9 protein-coding genes are annotated in these 16,824 nt (G+C 72.8%); 4 read left to right on the forward strand and 5 right to left on the reverse strand.

The features are described 5' to 3' along the window. Positions 1-28 precede the first annotated feature (28 nt). The 3 genes from OHA84_RS04170 (at position 29) to OHA84_RS04180 (ending at position 7,541) form a co-directional block, all read left to right on the forward strand. Positions 29-4,603, forward strand: a complete 4,575-nt coding sequence (locus tag OHA84_RS04170; protein ID WP_371591315.1) for a HAMP domain-containing protein — start codon at positions 29-31, stop codon at positions 4,601-4,603. A 45-nt stretch (positions 4,604-4,648) separates the two neighbouring features. Continuing rightward, entirely contained in the window at positions 4,649-7,108 is a 2,460-nt protein-coding gene (locus OHA84_RS04175; protein WP_266973277.1) for a SpoIIE family protein phosphatase, read from the forward strand. Positions 7,109-7,301: 193 nt separating this feature from the next. After that, a complete protein-coding gene (locus OHA84_RS04180; RefSeq protein WP_053678090.1) occupies positions 7,302-7,541 on the forward strand; it encodes a chaplin in 240 nt (79 codons plus the stop codon). 59 nt (positions 7,542-7,600) lie between these two features. On the opposite strand, the gene OHA84_RS04185 is transcribed toward OHA84_RS04180, so the two are convergent. Then, positions 7,601-9,088, reverse strand: a complete 1,488-nt coding sequence (locus OHA84_RS04185; RefSeq protein WP_371591316.1) for an MFS transporter — start codon at positions 9,086-9,088, stop codon at positions 7,601-7,603. 261 nt (positions 9,089-9,349) lie between these two features. Here OHA84_RS04185 and OHA84_RS04190 point away from each other — a divergent pair, with 261 nt between their 5' ends. Continuing rightward, positions 9,350-9,961 carry a response regulator transcription factor gene (locus tag OHA84_RS04190; protein ID WP_266973274.1) on the forward strand — a complete coding sequence of 204 codons (612 nt, stop codon included), beginning with the start codon at positions 9,350-9,352 and terminating at the stop codon, positions 9,959-9,961. Positions 9,962-10,025: 64 nt separating this feature from the next. Here the strand turns inward: OHA84_RS04190 and OHA84_RS04195 are convergent, their stop codons facing one another. The 4 genes from OHA84_RS04195 to lanKC form a co-directional block, all read right to left on the reverse strand. Beyond that, entirely contained in the window at positions 10,026-11,804 is a 1,779-nt protein-coding gene (locus tag OHA84_RS04195; protein WP_266973273.1) for an ABC transporter ATP-binding protein, read from the reverse strand. Beyond that, positions 11,801-13,717 (reverse strand): ABC transporter ATP-binding protein, encoded by a 1,917-nt coding sequence (locus tag OHA84_RS04200; protein WP_266973272.1) that lies wholly within the window; start codon positions 13,715-13,717, stop codon positions 11,801-11,803. The genes OHA84_RS04195 and OHA84_RS04200 overlap by 4 nt, the downstream gene beginning before the upstream one ends. A 76-nt stretch (positions 13,718-13,793) precedes the next feature. Continuing rightward, positions 13,794-13,928: a SapB/AmfS family lanthipeptide gene (locus OHA84_RS04205; RefSeq protein ID WP_053678097.1), complete on the reverse strand. Its 135-nt coding sequence runs from the start codon at positions 13,926-13,928 to the stop codon at positions 13,794-13,796. Then, positions 13,925-16,561, reverse strand: coding sequence for a class III lanthionine synthetase LanKC (gene lanKC, locus OHA84_RS04210; RefSeq protein ID WP_053678099.1), 2,637 nt, complete (start codon positions 16,559-16,561; stop codon positions 13,925-13,927). Before lanKC ends, OHA84_RS04205 begins: the two co-directional genes overlap by 4 nt. Between the last annotated feature and the right edge of the window lie 263 nt (positions 16,562-16,824).

Here is a 16,824-nt window from a genome sequence, read left to right on the forward strand (position 1 = left end):
GGGAATCCGGGAACTGAGCGGGGGACAGATGGCCAGGCAGGCAGGCGTGCGCTCGAATGTCGAGGGGACCGCGCCGGGGGTGGTCGGAGAACCGGAGCTGCGTCAGCTCCTGGCCGGCCTGACGGCCGTCCGTGACGGCGACTTCGGCACCCGGCTCCCCGACGAGGCCGACGGTCTCCTCGGCGAGATCGCGACCGTGTTCAACGGCATGGTCGACCAGCTCTCGCTCTTCACCTCGGAGGTGACCCGCGTCGCGCGCGAGGTCGGCACCGAGGGAACGCTGGGCGGCCAGGCCGAGGTGCCCGGCGTGTCGGGTACCTGGGCGGACCTGACCGACTCCGTCAACGCGATGGCCGGCAACCTCACCACCCAGGTGCGCGACATCGCCCAGGTGGCCACGGCCGTGGCCCGCGGAGACCTGTCCCAGAAGATCGACGTGGCGGCGCGCGGCGAGATCCTGGAGCTCAAGGACACCGTCAACACGATGGTGGACCAGCTCTCCTCCTTCGCCGACGAGGTCACCCGCGTCGCCCGCGAGGTCGGCAGCGAGGGCAGGCTCGGCGGGCAGGCCGAGGTGCCGGGTGTCGCGGGCGTGTGGCGGGACCTCACCGACTCGGTCAACTTCATGGCCGGCAACCTCACCGACCAGGTGCGCAACATCGCCCAGGTGACCACGGCCGTCGCCAAGGGCGACCTGTCCCAGAAGATCGCCGTCGACGCCCGCGGCGAGATCCTGGAACTCAAGAACACCATCAACACGATGGTCGACCAGCTCTCCGCCTTCGCCGACGAGGTCACCAGAATGGCCCGCGAGGTGGGCACCGAGGGGATCCTGGGCGGACAGGCGGACGTCAAGGGCGTCTCCGGCACCTGGCGCGACCTCACCGACTCGGTCAACTTCATGGCCGGCAACCTGACGGCCCAGGTGCGCTCCATCGCCCAGGTCGCGACCGCCGTGGCCAAGGGCGACCTGTCGCAGAAGATCCGGGTCGACGCGCGCGGCGAGATCCTGGAACTGAAGACGACGATCAACACGATGGTCGACCAGCTCTCCGCCTTCGCCGACGAGGTCACCCGCGTCGCCCGCGAGGTCGGCACCGAGGGCCGCCTCGGCGGACAGGCGGACGTCAAGGGCGTCTCCGGCACCTGGCGCGACCTCACCGACTCGGTCAACTTCATGGCCGACAACCTCACCGCGCAGGTCAGGTCCATCGCCGAGGTCACCACGGCGGTGGCACGCGGTGACATGACGCAGAAGATCCGGGTCGACGCGCGCGGCGAGATCCTGGAACTGAAGGAGACCATCAACACGATGGTCGACCAGCTCTCCGCCTTCGCCGACGAGGTCACCCGCGTCGCCCGCGAGGTCGGCACCGAGGGCAACCTGGGCGGTCAGGCCACGGTCCGGGGCGTCTCGGGCACCTGGAAGGACCTCACCGACAACGTCAACGTCATGGCGTCCAACCTCACCGGCCAGGTCCGCTCCATCGCCCAGGTGGCCACCGCGGTCGCCCGCGGCGACCTCTCGCAGAAGATCACCGTCGAGGCCAAGGGCGAGGTGGCGGCGCTCGCCGGAGTGATCAACACGATGGTGGACACGCTGTCGGCCTTCGCCGACGAGGTCACCCGCGTGGCCCGCGAGGTCGGCACGGAGGGCCGGCTCGGCGGCCAGGCCCGCGTCCCCAACGTGGCGGGCACCTGGAAGGACCTCACCGACAACGTCAACTCGATGGCCAACAACCTCACCGGCCAGGTCCGCAACATCGCCCTCGTCACCACCGCCGTGGCCAACGGCGACCTGTCGAAGAAGATCGACGTGGACGCCCGGGGCGAGATCCTCGAACTCAAGACCACCATCAACACGATGGTGGACCAGCTCTCCTCCTTCGCGGCCGAGGTCACCCGCGTCGCCCGCGAGGTCGGCAGCGAGGGCAGGCTCGGCGGCCAGGCCGAGGTGGAGGGTGTGTCGGGCACCTGGAAGCGGCTGACGGAGAACGTCAACGAGCTGGCGGGCAACCTGACCCGGCAGGTGCGCGCCATCGCGGAGGTCGCCAGCGCCGTCGCCGAGGGAGACCTGACCCGCTCGATCACGGTCGACGCCTCCGGGGAGGTGGCCGAACTCAAGGACAACATCAACTCGATGGTCGGCTCGCTGCGCGAGACGACCCGCGCCAATCTGGAACAGGACTGGCTCAAGTCCAACCTGGCCCGGATCTCCGGCCTGATGCAGGGCCACCGCGACCTCTCGGTCGTCGCGGAGCTGGTCATGGACGAACTGACCCCGCTGGTGGCCGCCAGCTACGGGGCTTTCTACCTGGCCGACGAGACCGACGGGCAGTCCTGGCTCACCCTCATCGGCTCGTACGGGCGTCCCTCGGGCCAATCCGAGAACGACCGCCTCACCCCGGGCGAGACGCTGGTCGGGCAGGCCGCCCGAAGCCGCCGCATCATCGTCGCCGAGGACGTGCCCGCCGGTTACCTGATCTCCTCCGGCCTCGGCCGGTCCGCGCCCGCGTGCCTGATCGTGCTGCCCATCGTGGTGGAGGACCAGGTGCTCGGCGTGATCGAGCTCGCCTCGTTCAAGGAGTTCACCGCCGTCCACCGCGACTTCCTGGGCCGTCTGATGGAGACCGTGGGCGTCAACGTCAGCACGATCGTGGCCAACGCGCGCACCGACGAGCTCCTCGGCGAGTCCCAGCGGCTGACCGGCGAACTCCAGGCCCGCTCCGAGGAACTCCAGGTACAGCAGGACGAGCTCCAGCGCTCCAATGCCGAACTGGAGGAGAAGGCTGCTCTCCTCGCCAGCCAGAACCGCGACATCGAGACGAAGAACCTGGAGATCGAGCAGGCCCGTCAGGAGCTGGAGGACCGCGCCCAGCAGCTCTCCCTGGCCTCGAAGTACAAGTCGGAGTTCCTGGCCAACATGAGCCACGAGCTGCGCACCCCGCTCAACAGCCTGCTGATCCTGGCCCAACTGCTCGCGCAGAACCCCAGCCGCAACCTCTCCCCCAAGCAGGTCGAGTACGCGGGCATCATCCACTCGGCCGGTTCCGACCTCCTCCAGCTGATCGACGACATCCTCGACCTGTCGAAGGTCGAGGCGGGGAAGATGGACATCAACCCCGAGCGGGTCCCGCTCAGGCGGCTCCTCGACTACGTCGACGCCACCTTCCGGCCGTTGACCAGCCAGAAGAGCCTGGAGTTCGAGATCACGACCGCCACCGGGGTACCGGTGGACCTGCTCACGGACGACTCACGGCTGCGCCAGATCCTGCGCAACCTGCTCTCCAACGCGGTGAAGTTCACCGAGCACGGCAGGGTGGAGCTGCGGATCGAGCCCGTGGCCGCCGCCGACGTGCCTGCCGGGCTGAGCCATGGCGGCCCGATGGTCGCCTTCCGCGTGAAGGACACCGGAATCGGCATCGCGGAGCACCAACTCGAATCGATCTTCGCCGCGTTCCAGCAGGCCGACGGCACGACCAGCCGCAAGTACGGGGGCACCGGCCTCGGGCTCTCCATCACCCGGGAGATCGCCCAGCTCCTCGGGGGCGCCGTCACCGCCCTCAGCGATCCGGGCGCGGGCTCCGTCTTCACCCTCTACCTGCCGGTGGCCCGGACGGAGTTCGCCGACCGCGCCTTGGTGGGTCCCCGCACCGAGCCGACCGGAAGCACCGTCGGCGAGCAGCGGGGCCGGACACCGGGGCCCGGACCCGAGCGACGCCCGCGCCGGCTCCTGGTGATCGAGGAGCGCAGCAACGGCCTGCTGACGCTCGTCGCCGAGAGCGCCACCCACGATCTCGCGCTGGGCCGCTCGCCGTTCGCGGCGGACGAGCCCGTCGAGGTGGTGACCGCCGTGAGCGCCCAGGAGGCGGCGGAGGTGCTCGCCACCGCGCCGTTCCACTGCGTGGTCCTCGAACTCGGCCAGGACGGGGAGGCGCTGCGCTTCCTGCGGGCGCTGGCCGGGGACTCGGCGCTGGCCTCCCTGCCCGTGCTCGCCCACGACAACCGTCGTCTCGACGCGGCGCAGCAGCGGGAGCTGCACGAGCACACGTCGGCGCAGCCGTTGGAGGTGCTGTCCAGCCTGGACGAGTTGCGGGAGCGGATCTCGCTGCACCTCTCCGCCCAGGAACCCGGTGACGTGCCTTCCCTGGTCCGTTCGCAGGACTCCCCCGCCGCCGTTCCCGCGTTCCTCGACGACGGTCTGGCGGGCCGTTCCGTCCTGGTGGTCGACGACGACGCGCGGAACCTGTACGCGATCAGCGGCATCCTCGAACTGCACGGCATCCAGGTCGTGCACGCGGAGAACGGCCGTACCGCCATCGACGCCCTGACCGGTCATCCCGGGATCCATCTCATCCTGATGGACGTGATGATGCCCGAGATGGACGGGTACGCGGCGACCACCGAGATCCGTCGCATGCCGGCGTACGCCGACCTGCCGATCATCGCGGTCACCGCGAAGGCGATGCCCGGTGACCGGGAGAAGAGCCTCGCGTCGGGAGCCAGCGACTACGTCACCAAGCCGGTGGACGCCGACGACCTCATGGCCCGCGTCCGGCACTGGCTGCTGCCGCGGGACGTCTCGGGGGCCGCACGTGTCTGATTCCCCGCCGTCCCCCACGCCCTCGCCCAGGAGCCCGGACTCACCGTGAACAGCCCTCGACACGAAAACGGACCGCGGGGTGAGCTGTCGGCCCCGGAGGCGGACGACGTCACCGTTCCCGCCGCCCGCGGCCCCCGGCCGGGTGGGCCCGGTCCGGCCGAGCGGCCGGATGCCGGCGGCGACGTCGGCCCGCTGGCCGCCACCGTGGAACGCCTGCGCCGGGAGGTGCGCGAGGCACAGTCGGCCTCGGACGGGCGGGCCCTGATCGAGATGGCCAAGGGTGTCCTCGTCGGCAAACTGGGCTGCGGTCCCGCCGAGGCGGCGCGGCAGTTGGCGATCCTGGCCGAGCAGTCGGGCACGACCGTGCTCGGACTCTCGGTGGAGATCATCAACGAGGCGTCCCGCGACCGGGTCAGTGAGCTCGCGGCCGAGTTCCTGGATCGCGCCGCGGCCGACGGCGACGACACGGACGGCTCGGCCGCGGTGCGGCTGCGGGCGGCCGAGAGCGGTCTGTTGTCCGCCTCGGACGCCCAGGCCGTGGCGACCGCGCTGTTGGAGAACGCGTTGGCCCCGCTCGGGGCGCACGGAGTGGTCATCTGGCTCGCGGGGGCCGACTCCTCGCTGACGCTCGCCGGCCAGGCCGGGTTCACCGAGGACGAGGCGCTGCGCTGGCGGTACGTCCCGCCCGAGGTGGCCACCTGCGCGCGTCTCGCGCTCGTCGAGCGGGGGCCCGCCTTCGTCTCCCGGCTCTCCGACTCCGGCATGCCCTCGATCGGGCGTCGCCGGCACCCGCACGGGGGACGCATAGCGGTACCCGCCGGGACGGGCGGCCGCATTCACGGCGTGCTGGAGGTGTGCTGGCCGCAGCCGCTGGCCCCGCAGCCGCCGCGGATCATCCGCCAGATCGAGGCGTTGGCGGAGCTGTGCGCCCACACGCTGGAGGACCCGACGGGCGCGGGCACGCCCTCGGTGCCGGGCCGGACCCCGCACGCGGCCGTGGCCGAACTGACGTCTCTCGCGGACCACTTGCACGATCCGGCGCTCGTCCTCACACCGATCCTCGGCCCCGCCGGCGGCCTGACGGACTTCCGGGTCCACCACGCCAACGACCATTTCACCGACCCCGCCGGTCGACCCCGCAGCGCCGTGGGCGGCTCCACGTTCCTGGAGGCCTATCCCCTGGCGGCCGAGGACAACGGGCTCTTCGAGAAGCTGGAGCGCGTCTACGCCACCGGGGAGTCCTTCCAGACCCGGCGGATGACGCTGACCGCCTTCATCGACGACGTCCCGCTCACCGCCGTGGCCGACGCCAGCATCACGCGGCACGGCACGGCGCTCCTGTTGATCTGGCGGATCGAGGACGAGACCGCGCGGCTGGCCAGTCTGTTGCAACACGCGCAGCGGCTCGGCCGGATCGGCGGCTTCGAGGAGAACTTCACCACGGGTGAGATCACCTGGAACGGGCAGCTCTTCTCCCTGTACGGGCTGCCGGCGGGGGCCTCGCCGGTGCCGCTGGAGGCGCTCCCCGCCCATGCCCACCCCGATGACATCACGTCGATCAGTCGGTTCCTGCGCACGCTGATGCACTACCGGCGCGAGGCCTCCGTGGCCTTCCGCCTCCAGCGTCCGGACGGCGTCACCCGACACATCCGCATCGTCGCGGAGCCCGTCCAGGATGCGGACGGGTCGCTGTTCGCCGTGCGGGGCGCCTACCAGGACATCTCCGCGCAGCATTGGACCGAGGTGGCTCTGGCCGCCACCCGGGACCAACTGGCCTACACCGAGGCGGAGTCGGCGGAGCGCAGCCGTCTCGCGTTGCAGTTGCAGCACGCGATCATGCCGCCCGCGCCCGCGCCGCTCGACGCGCCGGGGATCCGCATCGGGGTGCGGTACCGGCCCGCCGAGTCGCAGGCCCTGATCGGCGGGGACTGGTACGACTCGGTGGTCCTGCCGAACGGGCAGGTGCTCCTGTGCGTCGGGGACGTCGCCGGTCACGGCATCGAGGCGGCCACCGGCATGGTGGTCCTGCGCAACGCCCTGCGCGGCCTCGCGGTGACCGGGGCCGGACCCGCGCAGTTGCTCACCTGGCTGAACGCGGTCGCCCACCACCTGACCAGCGACCTGACCGCGACCGCCGTGTGCGGGATCTTCGATCCGGAGCGGCGGGTGTTGCGTTGGGCGCGCGCGGGACACCTGCCGCCCATCCTCGTGCGGGGCGCGCGGGCCACGGCCTTCCCGCTGACCAAGGGCCTGCTGCTCGGTGCGGTGCCGAACGCGGAGTACGAGGAGGAAGAGGTGCAGCTCGAACCGGAGGACACCGTGCTGATGTACACCGACGGGCTCGTGGAGCGCCGGGACACCTCCATGATGGATTCCCTGACGCAGCTCCTCGGTCTCGCGCAACGGGAGTCCCCGTCGCTGGAGAGCCGGCTCGACCGTCTGCTGACCCACAGCCGGTCCGACACGGACGACGACACCTGCCTCGTCGGGGTCCAGGTGCGCTGAGCGGGCCCGACCGTCCGGGAATTCCCGAGGCGGGGCGCGCACTTGGCCCAGGGAGTCACTCGTGCGAGGGAATGACCGGGGCAGGGCCAAGCCGGACCGGCGGTACGGAACGAAACACTTGCGTGGGTCCCGACGGGGCCCCGGGGCACGCCCCTTCACGGGGCGGGTCCGTCACCGCCTTTGAAGGAGACCCATGTCGCGTGTTCTGAAGACCGCCGCTCTCGCCCTCGCCACCGGAGCCGTCGTGATCGGTGGAGCCTCCATGGCCTCCGCCGACGCCGGTGCGCAGGGTGCGGCGATCGGTTCTCCCGGTGTCCTGTCCGGCAACGTCATCCAGGTGCCCATCCACATCCCGATCAACGCCTGCGGCAACTCCGTCAGCGTCATCGGTCTGCTCAACCCGGCGTTCGGCAACACCTGCATCAACGCCTGACCGCTCGACGGGCACCGTGTTCCCGCCCTGCCGCCTCTGACGGGGCGGCGGGGTGACGGTCACGGCGTCGGAAGGGTTCCGGTCGTCCTCGGGGGCGACCGGCGTCCCGCCCGGATCAGCGGGAGGAGCGCGGCGGCGCCCACGAGCGACAGGAGCGCCGCGACCCGCAGCACCTCCTCGATGGCCGGTCCGTCGGAGGCGGCCCGCTCCGCGGATCCGCTGAGGACCTCCAGGACGGTCGTCGCGACGGCCACCGCCACGGCGCCGAGCAGGACCAGTGAGGTGAGGACCAGCCCGGAGGCGGCGGCCAGGCGGTTCTCGGGGACGTACGACTGGGTGGCCACGTTCGTCAGGGCCCAGCCGAACCCGAGTCCGACGCCCACGACAGCGAAGACCGCGGTGTAGAGGGCGAGCGGGTTCGTCCACGTCAGCAGCAGGAGGCCGAGTCCGCTCAGGACCAGGCCGCCGGCCATCAGCGTCTCGGGCCGCCACCGGTGGGCGAGGTGCCCGGACCAGTAGCTGGCCGATCCCGCGCCGACGGACAGCGCGAGGAAGATCAGCCCGGCGTCCAGCGGGGAGAGCCCGCGGGCCTGCTGGAGGTACAGCGCGGACAGGACCGCCACCAGGCAGTACACGATGTTCGACACGGAGCCGGCCAGGGTGACGGTGACGAACGGCGCGTTCCGCAGCAGGGACAGGTCGAGCAGCGGCTCGGCGGTCCGCCGTTCGATCACCACGAACAGGACGAGCAGCAGGGCTCCCGCGACCAGACAGCCGAGGGTGGCCGGCGAGGCCCAGCCCCAGCGACCGCCCTGGTCGACGGCGATCATGATCGCGGTGAGACCGGCGGCCACGGTCACCGCGCCGGGCAGGTCCAGTCCGTGTCCGGCCTCCTCGTCGCGGGTGTCGGTGACGAAGCGCAGCATGAGGAAGGCCGCGACGGCACAGAAGGGCACGTTCAGCAGGAACACGGCCCGCCAGCTGACGTGCTCGGCGAAGGCTCCGCCCACGAACGGTCCGAGCGCGGTGCCGATCGCGCTGAAGGCCAGGACGGTGCCCACGGCGCGGCCTTGTCGGTCGTCGCGGAAGTGGGCGGTGACGACCGCGACGGCGACGGGGAAGATCAGTGCCGCCGTGGCCCCCTGTACCACTCGCCCGATGACCAGCCAGAGCTCGTTCTGCGCGGCGGCGCACACCACGGACACCAGGGCGAAGCCGGTCAGCCCCCAGACGATGACGGTCCGGCGGCCGTGCACGTCGGCGGCTCGCCCCCCGGTGATCATCAAGGCCCCCAGGGTCAGCATGTAGCCGCTGACCAGCCACTGGAGGTCGGTGGTCGGGGTGGAGAAGTCCCGGGCGATCACCGGCAGCATCAGGTTGAGGGCGAACCAGTCCATCTGGACCAGGAGCATCGACAGCGAGGCCGCCGCGATGACGGCGCGGTCCCGGCCGGAGAACAGCCGGCGCCCGCGCGATCCGGTGGCCACCTCGTCCACGCCCATCGACACGTCCTGTCCGCAGCCCCCGCCAACCGCCTCCACCAGCATGCGCCGGTGCCTGGCCGGCGGCACGCCGACCCGATCGAACCCGTTCGAATCGGACGGACGTGTGTACGAGGACGCAAGGGGGCGGACGTGGTGCGGCGCCACACTCAAGTACGTTCCCCGCCAAAGGCGGAAGGCAATCCCCGAGGGATCTCGGCCAACGTTCTCGAACACCCCAGAGCGCCCCCACAGTGACGTTCCAGCAGACCGGTGCGGGGGCAGCCGCTTCATGCCGTTGTCGCTTACCGAAGGAGCAGTTTCGCCATGACGAAGGTCCTGGTCGTGCACAGCGTTCGCCTCGTCCGCTCCGCCCTCGCGGCACTGCTGAGATCCGAGGGCCCCTTCGAAGTCACCGCCGTGGGCTGGCGGACCGCGGTGCGCGAGACGGAGTCCTTACGCCCCGACGTCACGGTCGTCGACCTCGACTGTCCGGGCGCCGCTCCGCTCCTGGCGGGGGCGGGCCGCAGGGATCGGCACGCCTCCTCCCCCGCGTCCTCGCCGATACTGGTTCTGGCCTCGGCGGGTACGCCCGGATCGCTGCGGAGGGCGTTCCGGGCACCGGTGCTGGGGTGTGTGGACAAGGACGGCTCGCCGGGCCGCCTGGTACGGGCCGTGCGCCGGGTCGCGGCCGGTGAACGTTTCGTCGACGCCTCGCTCGCGTCCGCCTGCATGGAGGCGGACCCGGTACCGCTGAGTCCGCGCGAACTCAGTGTGTTGGCCCGTGCGGCGGAGGGCGATTCGATAGCCGAGATAGCCAGCGCCCTGCACCTGGCCAGCGGCACCGTCCGCAACTACATGGCCGCCGCCACGCGCAAGGCCGGCGCACGCAATCGCATCGACGCCATCCGCATTTCGCGCAGGGAAGGCTGGGTCTGAGACCGCGGCCGACGGCGAGCCGAGGCCGGGGCCGAGAGCGCCCCGCCCGGAGGCGGGGCCCGTCTCAGTCCTCCCCCGCGGCGTTCCAGAGCCCCACCAGGTCCCGGTACAAGGGCGATCGGCCGGGAAGTTCCTCGTGCGTGCCGCACACCGCCCGGGTCCCGTCCAGTACGAGGACCCGGTCGGCCCGGGCCGCCGACGAGATCCGGTGGGCCACCACGACCAGCGTGCCCGGACGGGCGGCGAGGGCCCGCTCGGCACGCGCCTCGGTGTGCGGGTCCAGGTGACAGGTGGCCTCGTCGAGCAGCAGCAGCGGAGCGGGTGAGAGGTGGGCCGCGGCCAGGGCGAGCTGCTGGCACTCGCCCTGGGACAGTCGCTGCGGCACGACGGCCCCGTCCAGGCCGCCGAGCCGCTCGACGAGGGCGCCCACGCCCAGGGCGACGACCGCCTCGCGCACCCGGGCGTCGTCGGGTGGATGCGCTCCGGGGCACAGGTGGGTCAGGTTCTCCCGGACGGTGCCGGTGAAGACGTAGGCCTGCTGGGGCAGCAGGGTGCGTCGAGGATCCGGCTCCGAGGCGTCCCGCTCTCCGCGTGCGGCCGCCCCTGCGACCAGGACCGTGCCCCGGTCGGGGCTGAGCAGCCCGGCGAGCAGCGCGGTGAGCGTCGACTTGCCGATGCCGCTCGGGCCGACGACGGCGAGGTGCTCGCCCGGGCGGACGACCAGGTCGAGGTCCTCCAGCACGGGGGCCGCCCGGGGGCCGTAGGCGAAGGTCACGCCGCGCAGCTCCGCGGCGGACGGCGGGACGGGCGGCGTCGCGGGCGACGGTACGGGCGACGGACGCGCCGGGGGCGACGGGGAATGCGAGGGGTTCGGGGCGGGCTCGGGCTCGTGGAAGCGCTCCAGTACCACCAACAGCCGGGTGCCGGCGGATCCGAGGGCCGTCATCAGGGAGTGCAGGGCGGGCAGCAGCGCCTGTACGAGGTAGGTGAGCGCGCCCACCAGGGTCCCGGCGGTGACTCCCCGGTCCAGCAGCCACGGGGTCGCCACCAGCAGGGAGATCACCGGCAGCCGGCCCGCCGCGCCGAGGGCGACGGTACGCACGGCCGCCCACCGGGCGAGGCGGCGGGTCAGCCGCTCCTGCGCCCCGATCAGGGTCTCCACCCCGGAGGTCGCGCTCGCTCCCCCGCCGCAGGCCACGATGTCGCGCAGTCCCTCACCGACCGCGCCCACCCGGCGCGACAGCGCCTCGTCGGTGTCGAGGGAGTCGCGTTGCACGCCGGCCATGGGGCGCAGCGTGGCGAGGAAGAGACCGAGGCCCAGGAGCAGCGGGGGCAGTACGACGAGGAGCAGCACGGGGGCGAGGGCCGCCATGCCGGCCAGCGCGCCCGCGGCCGTGAACACGAACGAACGGGCGGTGAGGACGATGCCCGCGAAGGAGTCCCGGGCCATCTCCGTCTGCTGGGTGAGCCGGGAGACGGCGCCGGCGTCCGCGGCGCGGGACGGGTCGGCGACGGCCCGGTCGAGGGCGTGCCGCACGGCCCTGCGCACGAGGCCGTCGCGCAGCGGTTCCACCAGGTCGGCGAGGGCGGCGAAGACCCCGCGCAGCGCGAGGGCGCCGAGCAGGGCGCCGAGTCCGGCGACCACGAGCCAGCCCAGGCCGACCGCGGTGCGCCCGGCGAGGAAGCCGTCGTCGAGGGCGCGGGCCACCCCGTAGCCGGTGAGGAAGGTGTGGGCGGACTCCAGGAGCGACCAGCCCCCGAGTCGTGCCAGGGCGGGGCTGCGCCCTCGCAGGAACCGGCGCGCGTCGGGGCTCACGCGCCGCCAGGTGTCGTGCTCGTTCACCGGGCCGCCCCCTGACCGCTCGGGCCGATCGGGTCGGCCGTGCGGGCCGGCCCGGGATCGGGCCCGGGCGCCGGCGCGGGCTCCGGACCGGGCGCGGGCGCGGGCTCCGGACCGGGCGCGGGCGCGGGCTCCGGTCGCGCCCCCGCGGCGAACACGGCCCGGTAGTACGGATCGCGCCACAACTCGACGTGCGTGCCGGTGGCCCGAACTCGTCCCTCTTCCAGCCACACGACGAGGTCGGCCCGGGCGGCCGAGGAGATCCGGTGCGCGACGACGATCCGGGTGCCGGCCCGGACCTGTTCCGCGATGGCCCGCTCGACCTCGCGGGCGGTGACCGTGTCGAGGCTGGAGGTGGCGTCGTCGAGGATCAGCAGTCGGCCGGCGCGGCAGAACGCCCTTGCCAGGCCGAGGCGTTGGGCTTCCCCGCCGGACATGGGGGCGTCGGCCACCGGCGTGTCGTACCCCCGGGGCAGGCGGCGTACGAACAGGTCCGCACCGGCCGCCCGGGCGGCCCCGCGCACCGCTTCGGGGTCCGGCGGTGGGCCCGATCCGAACGCGATGGCGTCGCCCACGCTGTCGCCGAGCAGGGCGGGCCGGTGGAAGGCGTGGCCGACGTCGCGGCGCAGGGCTTCGGCGGTCAGGTCCCGCAACGGGACACCGTCCAGCAGCACCTGCCCGCTGTCGGGGTCCGCGAGTCGTCCGGCGACGGCGGCGAGCAGCGTCTTGCCGGAGCCCGAGCCGCCCACGACGGCCGCCGTGGTCCCGCCGGGGACGAGCAGGTCGATGTCGCGCAGTACCGCGGTTCCGTCGCGGGTCACGCGTACGCCGCGCAGTTCCAGGGTGCCGGGGCCGCCGTCGGGCAGCCGCCGGTCGCCGTGTTCCAGGGCGGGCAGGTCGAACAGTTCGGCGGTGCGGCGGGCGGCGGCCCGGCCCCGTACCGCGGCGCTGAGTTTGCCGGTGACGGCGCCGATGCCGGCGGCGAGGCCGGCGTAGCGCACGGCGGCGAGGAGTTCGCCGACGTCGAGCGCGCCGGAGGACAGGCGGATGCCGCCCACGCCGAGGACGACGTACAGCAGGAGCGGCATGAGGGCGGTGGTGCGGGCCATCGTCGCGCCGTACACCTGCCACATCCGGCGACCCTCGGTGTCGAGGTCGGGCAGCCGGGCGAGGATCCTGGCGCGTTCCCTGGCGGCGGTGCCGGCGGCGGCGATGGTGCGCGCCCCGGCCAGGGCCTCGACGAGTCGGCCCGCGGTCGCGAGTTGCGCCCGCTGGTAGCGGGAGACGATGGCGGAGGAGTCGCGGGCGAAGGCCCTCAGCAGGAGGACGAGCGGGGGCAGTCCCGCGACGAAGGCCAGTGCGGTCCAGGGATCGATGACGAACAGTGCGACGAGTCCCCCGATCGGGGGCAGCAGCGCGGCGATCCCGGTCGCGAGGGTGGCCGGCACGGTTCCGGCCTCGGTGGCGTGGGCGGTCAGTCGCGCGGCGATCTCGCCGGGGGCGAGCCGGGCCGCGTGGTGCGGCGCGGTGCGCAGCAGTCGGGAGAGTCCCAGCCGGCGCAGCCAGGCCGTGGAGCGGGCGTCCACCGCGCCGGTGAGCCGGGTCGTGGCGGCGTCCAGGAACACCTCGGCCACGATGACGGCGGCGCACAGCAGGGTCCAGTACGGGGCGGCCGGATCGCGGCGGAGCAGGAGGTCGAGGGTGAGGCCGAGCAGCGCCGGTTCGGCGAGGGCGGCGGCGGAGGCGGCGGTCGCGCATCCGAGCACGGCGCCGGCCCGTCCGGTGCTGTGCCGGGCGGCTTCGCGGAGTGCGCGATCGGCGGAGCGGTGGGCCTCGGGGCCCGTGGGGGTCGCGGTACCCCGGGAGCGTTCGTGGGCGAGGACGGCCGGTTCCGGCGGGTCGTCGTGCGGGGTCATCCGCGGCGGCTCCTGAGAGGTGGGTCGGGGCCCGGACGGCGAACCGTCCGGGCCCCGTACAGGCCTGACGACCTGGTTAGTTACAGGTCGTGATGCTCAGGCTGCTGTCTCCGCAGAGCAGCAGGCTCGCGCGGCTTCCGCCGCCCGTCATCGCGGCCTCGGTGATCTCTTCCTTGGGGGTTTCCATCGACTGCAGGTCAAGAAGCGTCATGTCAGTTCCTCTTCTTCTCCGGGGATGTACCGATGGGTCACGGCCCCTTGCGGGACCGGCTTGGGGGCCGCTGCGGCGTCGCGCAGCGGCGGGAGGAACGGCAGGTGCGCGCGCCCGCCGGGCGCGGCGCTGCCGAGGGCGAGGAGAGCGCCGGCCGTGCCCGTGGACAGGTCCATGGACAGGCGCATCATCTGCTCGCCGGGGAAGGCCAGTTGGCCTTGGTAGGGGACGGCGTGCCGGGCGAGGGCGTCGATCTGCCGCGCGATGTCGTCGGGCCGCGTCCCGGGTCCGGGGGTCGTGGTCCGGGCGAGGTGCAGGATCATGCCGGCCGCGCCGCGGAACAGTCCGGGTTGGGCGTAGAAGGTGGCCTGGGCGGCCGCCACGATGCCGCGCCGGGCCTCCTCGAAGCGCGGGTCGGCGCCGTGCTCCAGCCAGTCGTCGAGCACCATGCCGATGCCGGCGCTGCCCTCGCCCAGATAGGGCATGGTCCGCCAGCCCTCGTTGACCTGGAGGGTGCCGAACGCGCTGGTCACGCAGTGGTCGAGGTCGCGGTGCAGGGCTTGTCCGGCTCGCGCCAGGAGTTCCGCGTCGCCGGTGCGTTCGTACAGGCGCAGGAAGAGCAGGGCGGGACCGGCGTTGCCGTACAGGAGTCCCGCCCGGGTGAGGTCGGGGGCGGAGCGGGCGACGAGTTCGGCGCAGCGCAGGGCGGCGTCGTGCAGGGCGCTCTCCCCGGTCGTGGTGCCCAGGGCGTCCAGGGCGAGGCCGACTCCGGCGAGGCCGCTGTGCAGGTCGGGGCCGACGGTCTGCCACGGTTGGCGCAGCAGTTGCTCGGCGAGGGCGAGGGCGCGTTCACGGTGCCCGAGCCGGTCGAGGGTCCAGGCGGTGCCGGCGAGGCCGTCGTAGAAGCCGAGGGGTGTGCCGGAGGCCGGCTCCTCGGTCCGTTTGAGCAGCCACTTCTCGGCCTCGGGCCAGGGTTCGGCGCCGGTCTCGGCGAGGGCGTAGAGGACGCCCGCGGCGCCGTGTCCGAAGCCGGTTCCGCCGCCCGCCGTGGCGAATTGGGCGATGTCGCCGGGGAAGAGCCTGTCGTCGCGGTCCAGGGTGGCGGAGGCGCGCAGGGCGGCCGTCATGGAGGCGCGGGCGCGGGGCCAGTCCCCCGGTTCGACGGGCAGGTACGGGCCGGTGGGTACGGTCGGGCGATGGCCGGGCTCGCCGGGCGGCGGGTCGTAGAGGATCTCCTCCACGGCCTCGTCGAGGAAGGCCCTCGGTACGGGGAACTGTTCGGCGGCGATGTCGGCCAGATGTGTGGCCTTCGCCCGGTCCAGTACGAACAGGCTGGTCAGTGGCAGGAACAGGGCGAGTCTGAGGCAGGCGAGGGCGTAGCGGTCGACGGAGAAGCCGCGTCGTCCGGCGGGGGCGACGAACGCCGGGTTGGCGACGGTCTGCCGCAGCCCTTCGTCGACGTGGGCGGCGGCCTCGAAGTCCAGGAGCGCCACGGAGGGTTCGCCGTTCTCGTCCTCCGTCACCATGATGTTGAACAGGTGCAGGTCGTTGAAGACGACCCCGCGGGCGTGCACGGCCTCCACGGCCTCCGTCACCCGCCGGTGGATCGTCAGCGCCCACCGCGTGTAGGAGGCGAGTTCCTCCGGGTCGGGTTCCGCCTCGATCAGGGGGTGGCGGCGGGCGAAGTACGTGTTGAGCGGCTTGCCCTCCAGGTACTGCAGGACGAGGAAGTGGTGGTCGCCGACGGTGAAGGTGCCACGGACGGACGGGACGCAGTCCAGGCCCTCCAGTCGTTCCAGGGCGGTCCGCTCGCGGTGCAGCCGGGCCACGGCGTCGGCTCCGTCGGCGGCAAGTCCCGCGTGGGGGCGGGCCTCCTTCAGCACCACCGGTTCGCCGGTGCGGCTGTCCGTGCCGGCGTAGACGCCGCCCCCGTTGGAGAAGTGGAGCGCGCGCTCGATCGTGTAGGGCACGTCGGTGAGCGTCACGGCCGAGCGGGCGTCGAGGTGCGGCTTGAGGAAGGCCGGGAGGTCGACCCACTCGGGCGGTTGGAACACCGGCCCGCGGGGGTCCGGGACGAGGGTGCCGTCGGGGGTCTCGATCGCCGGCACGAGTTCGCCCCGCGCGTCGTAGCAGTGCCGCAGGGTAAAGCTGCCGTAGCGCAGGTGGACCGGTCCGGCGCCCCAGCGCAGATCGCTCAGGATGTACGGTCCGGGCTCGCCGGTCAGCAGGGCGTCGAGGTCCTCGGCGATGCGCCGGCACTGTTCCTGGTCGGCCGGGTAGACGGTGATGAACTTCCCGCCGGCCGCGCGGTCGGCGTACTTGGCGTTGCGTATGTGCAGCAGGTGGCGGCTCGGCACGAACTTGAAGGCGATGCGCCGGGGCACGCAGTAGGCGTGGACGCGGTCGAGGATCGACTCGGCGTTGTCCAGACAGGCGGAGACGTGGATCTTCCAGCCCTGGGCGGGGAGTTCGACGCCGACGGGGCGCAGCGCGTACCAGTCGCCGGTGCGGTGCGAACGCCACCCGGTCGGTACGGGAGCGAGGGCCGGGCCGTAGTTCTCGTCGGCCCGTCGGTACGGGGCGTCGTAGAACCAACGGTCGGCGTCGCAGAACGCGGCGTACCCCTTGTTCACTCCTGCTCCCTCGGTCGGTGACAGGGACGAAGGTGTCACGCGGGGCGTTGGCCCCGACAGTCGCCGCTGTCACCGATCGGATGTGCAGTACGCACGAGTCACTTGGCGGGTCGGGATGGGCCGTCGGGGTGAAGCCGCGGCACGCACCGCGCCGCCTCCCATCCGATTATCTGACTGACCGTAGATTCCTTGCGTCCGGGGAGCACCGGCCGTCAGACCGGTCCCCTTCGCTGCGACCGTCGGCGTACGGTCCGGTCCCGCCC

Origin of the sequence: Streptomyces sp. NBC_00513 (genome assembly GCF_041431415.1) — a bacterium.
Lineage (GTDB): Bacteria > Actinomycetota > Actinomycetes > Streptomycetales > Streptomycetaceae > Streptomyces.

What these genes read in the sequence shown, in the direction of transcription:
- OHA84_RS04170 (WP_371591315.1), top strand. Translation starts at nt 29, where the DNA reads ATGGCCAGGCAGGCAGGCGTGCGCTCGAATGTCGAGGGGACCGCGCCG.
- OHA84_RS04180 (WP_053678090.1), top strand. Translation starts at nt 7,302, where the DNA reads ATGTCGCGTGTTCTGAAGACCGCCGCTCTCGCCCTCGCCACCGGAGCC.
- OHA84_RS04185 (WP_371591316.1), bottom strand. Translation starts at nt 9,088, where the DNA reads ATGCTGGTGGAGGCGGTTGGCGGGGGCTGCGGACAGGACGTGTCGATG.
- OHA84_RS04190 (WP_266973274.1), top strand. Translation starts at nt 9,350, where the DNA reads ATGACGAAGGTCCTGGTCGTGCACAGCGTTCGCCTCGTCCGCTCCGCC.
- OHA84_RS04200 (WP_266973272.1), bottom strand. Translation starts at nt 13,717, where the DNA reads ATGACCCCGCACGACGACCCGCCGGAACCGGCCGTCCTCGCCCACGAA.
- OHA84_RS04205 (WP_053678097.1), bottom strand. Translation starts at nt 13,928, where the DNA reads ATGACGCTTCTTGACCTGCAGTCGATGGAAACCCCCAAGGAAGAGATC.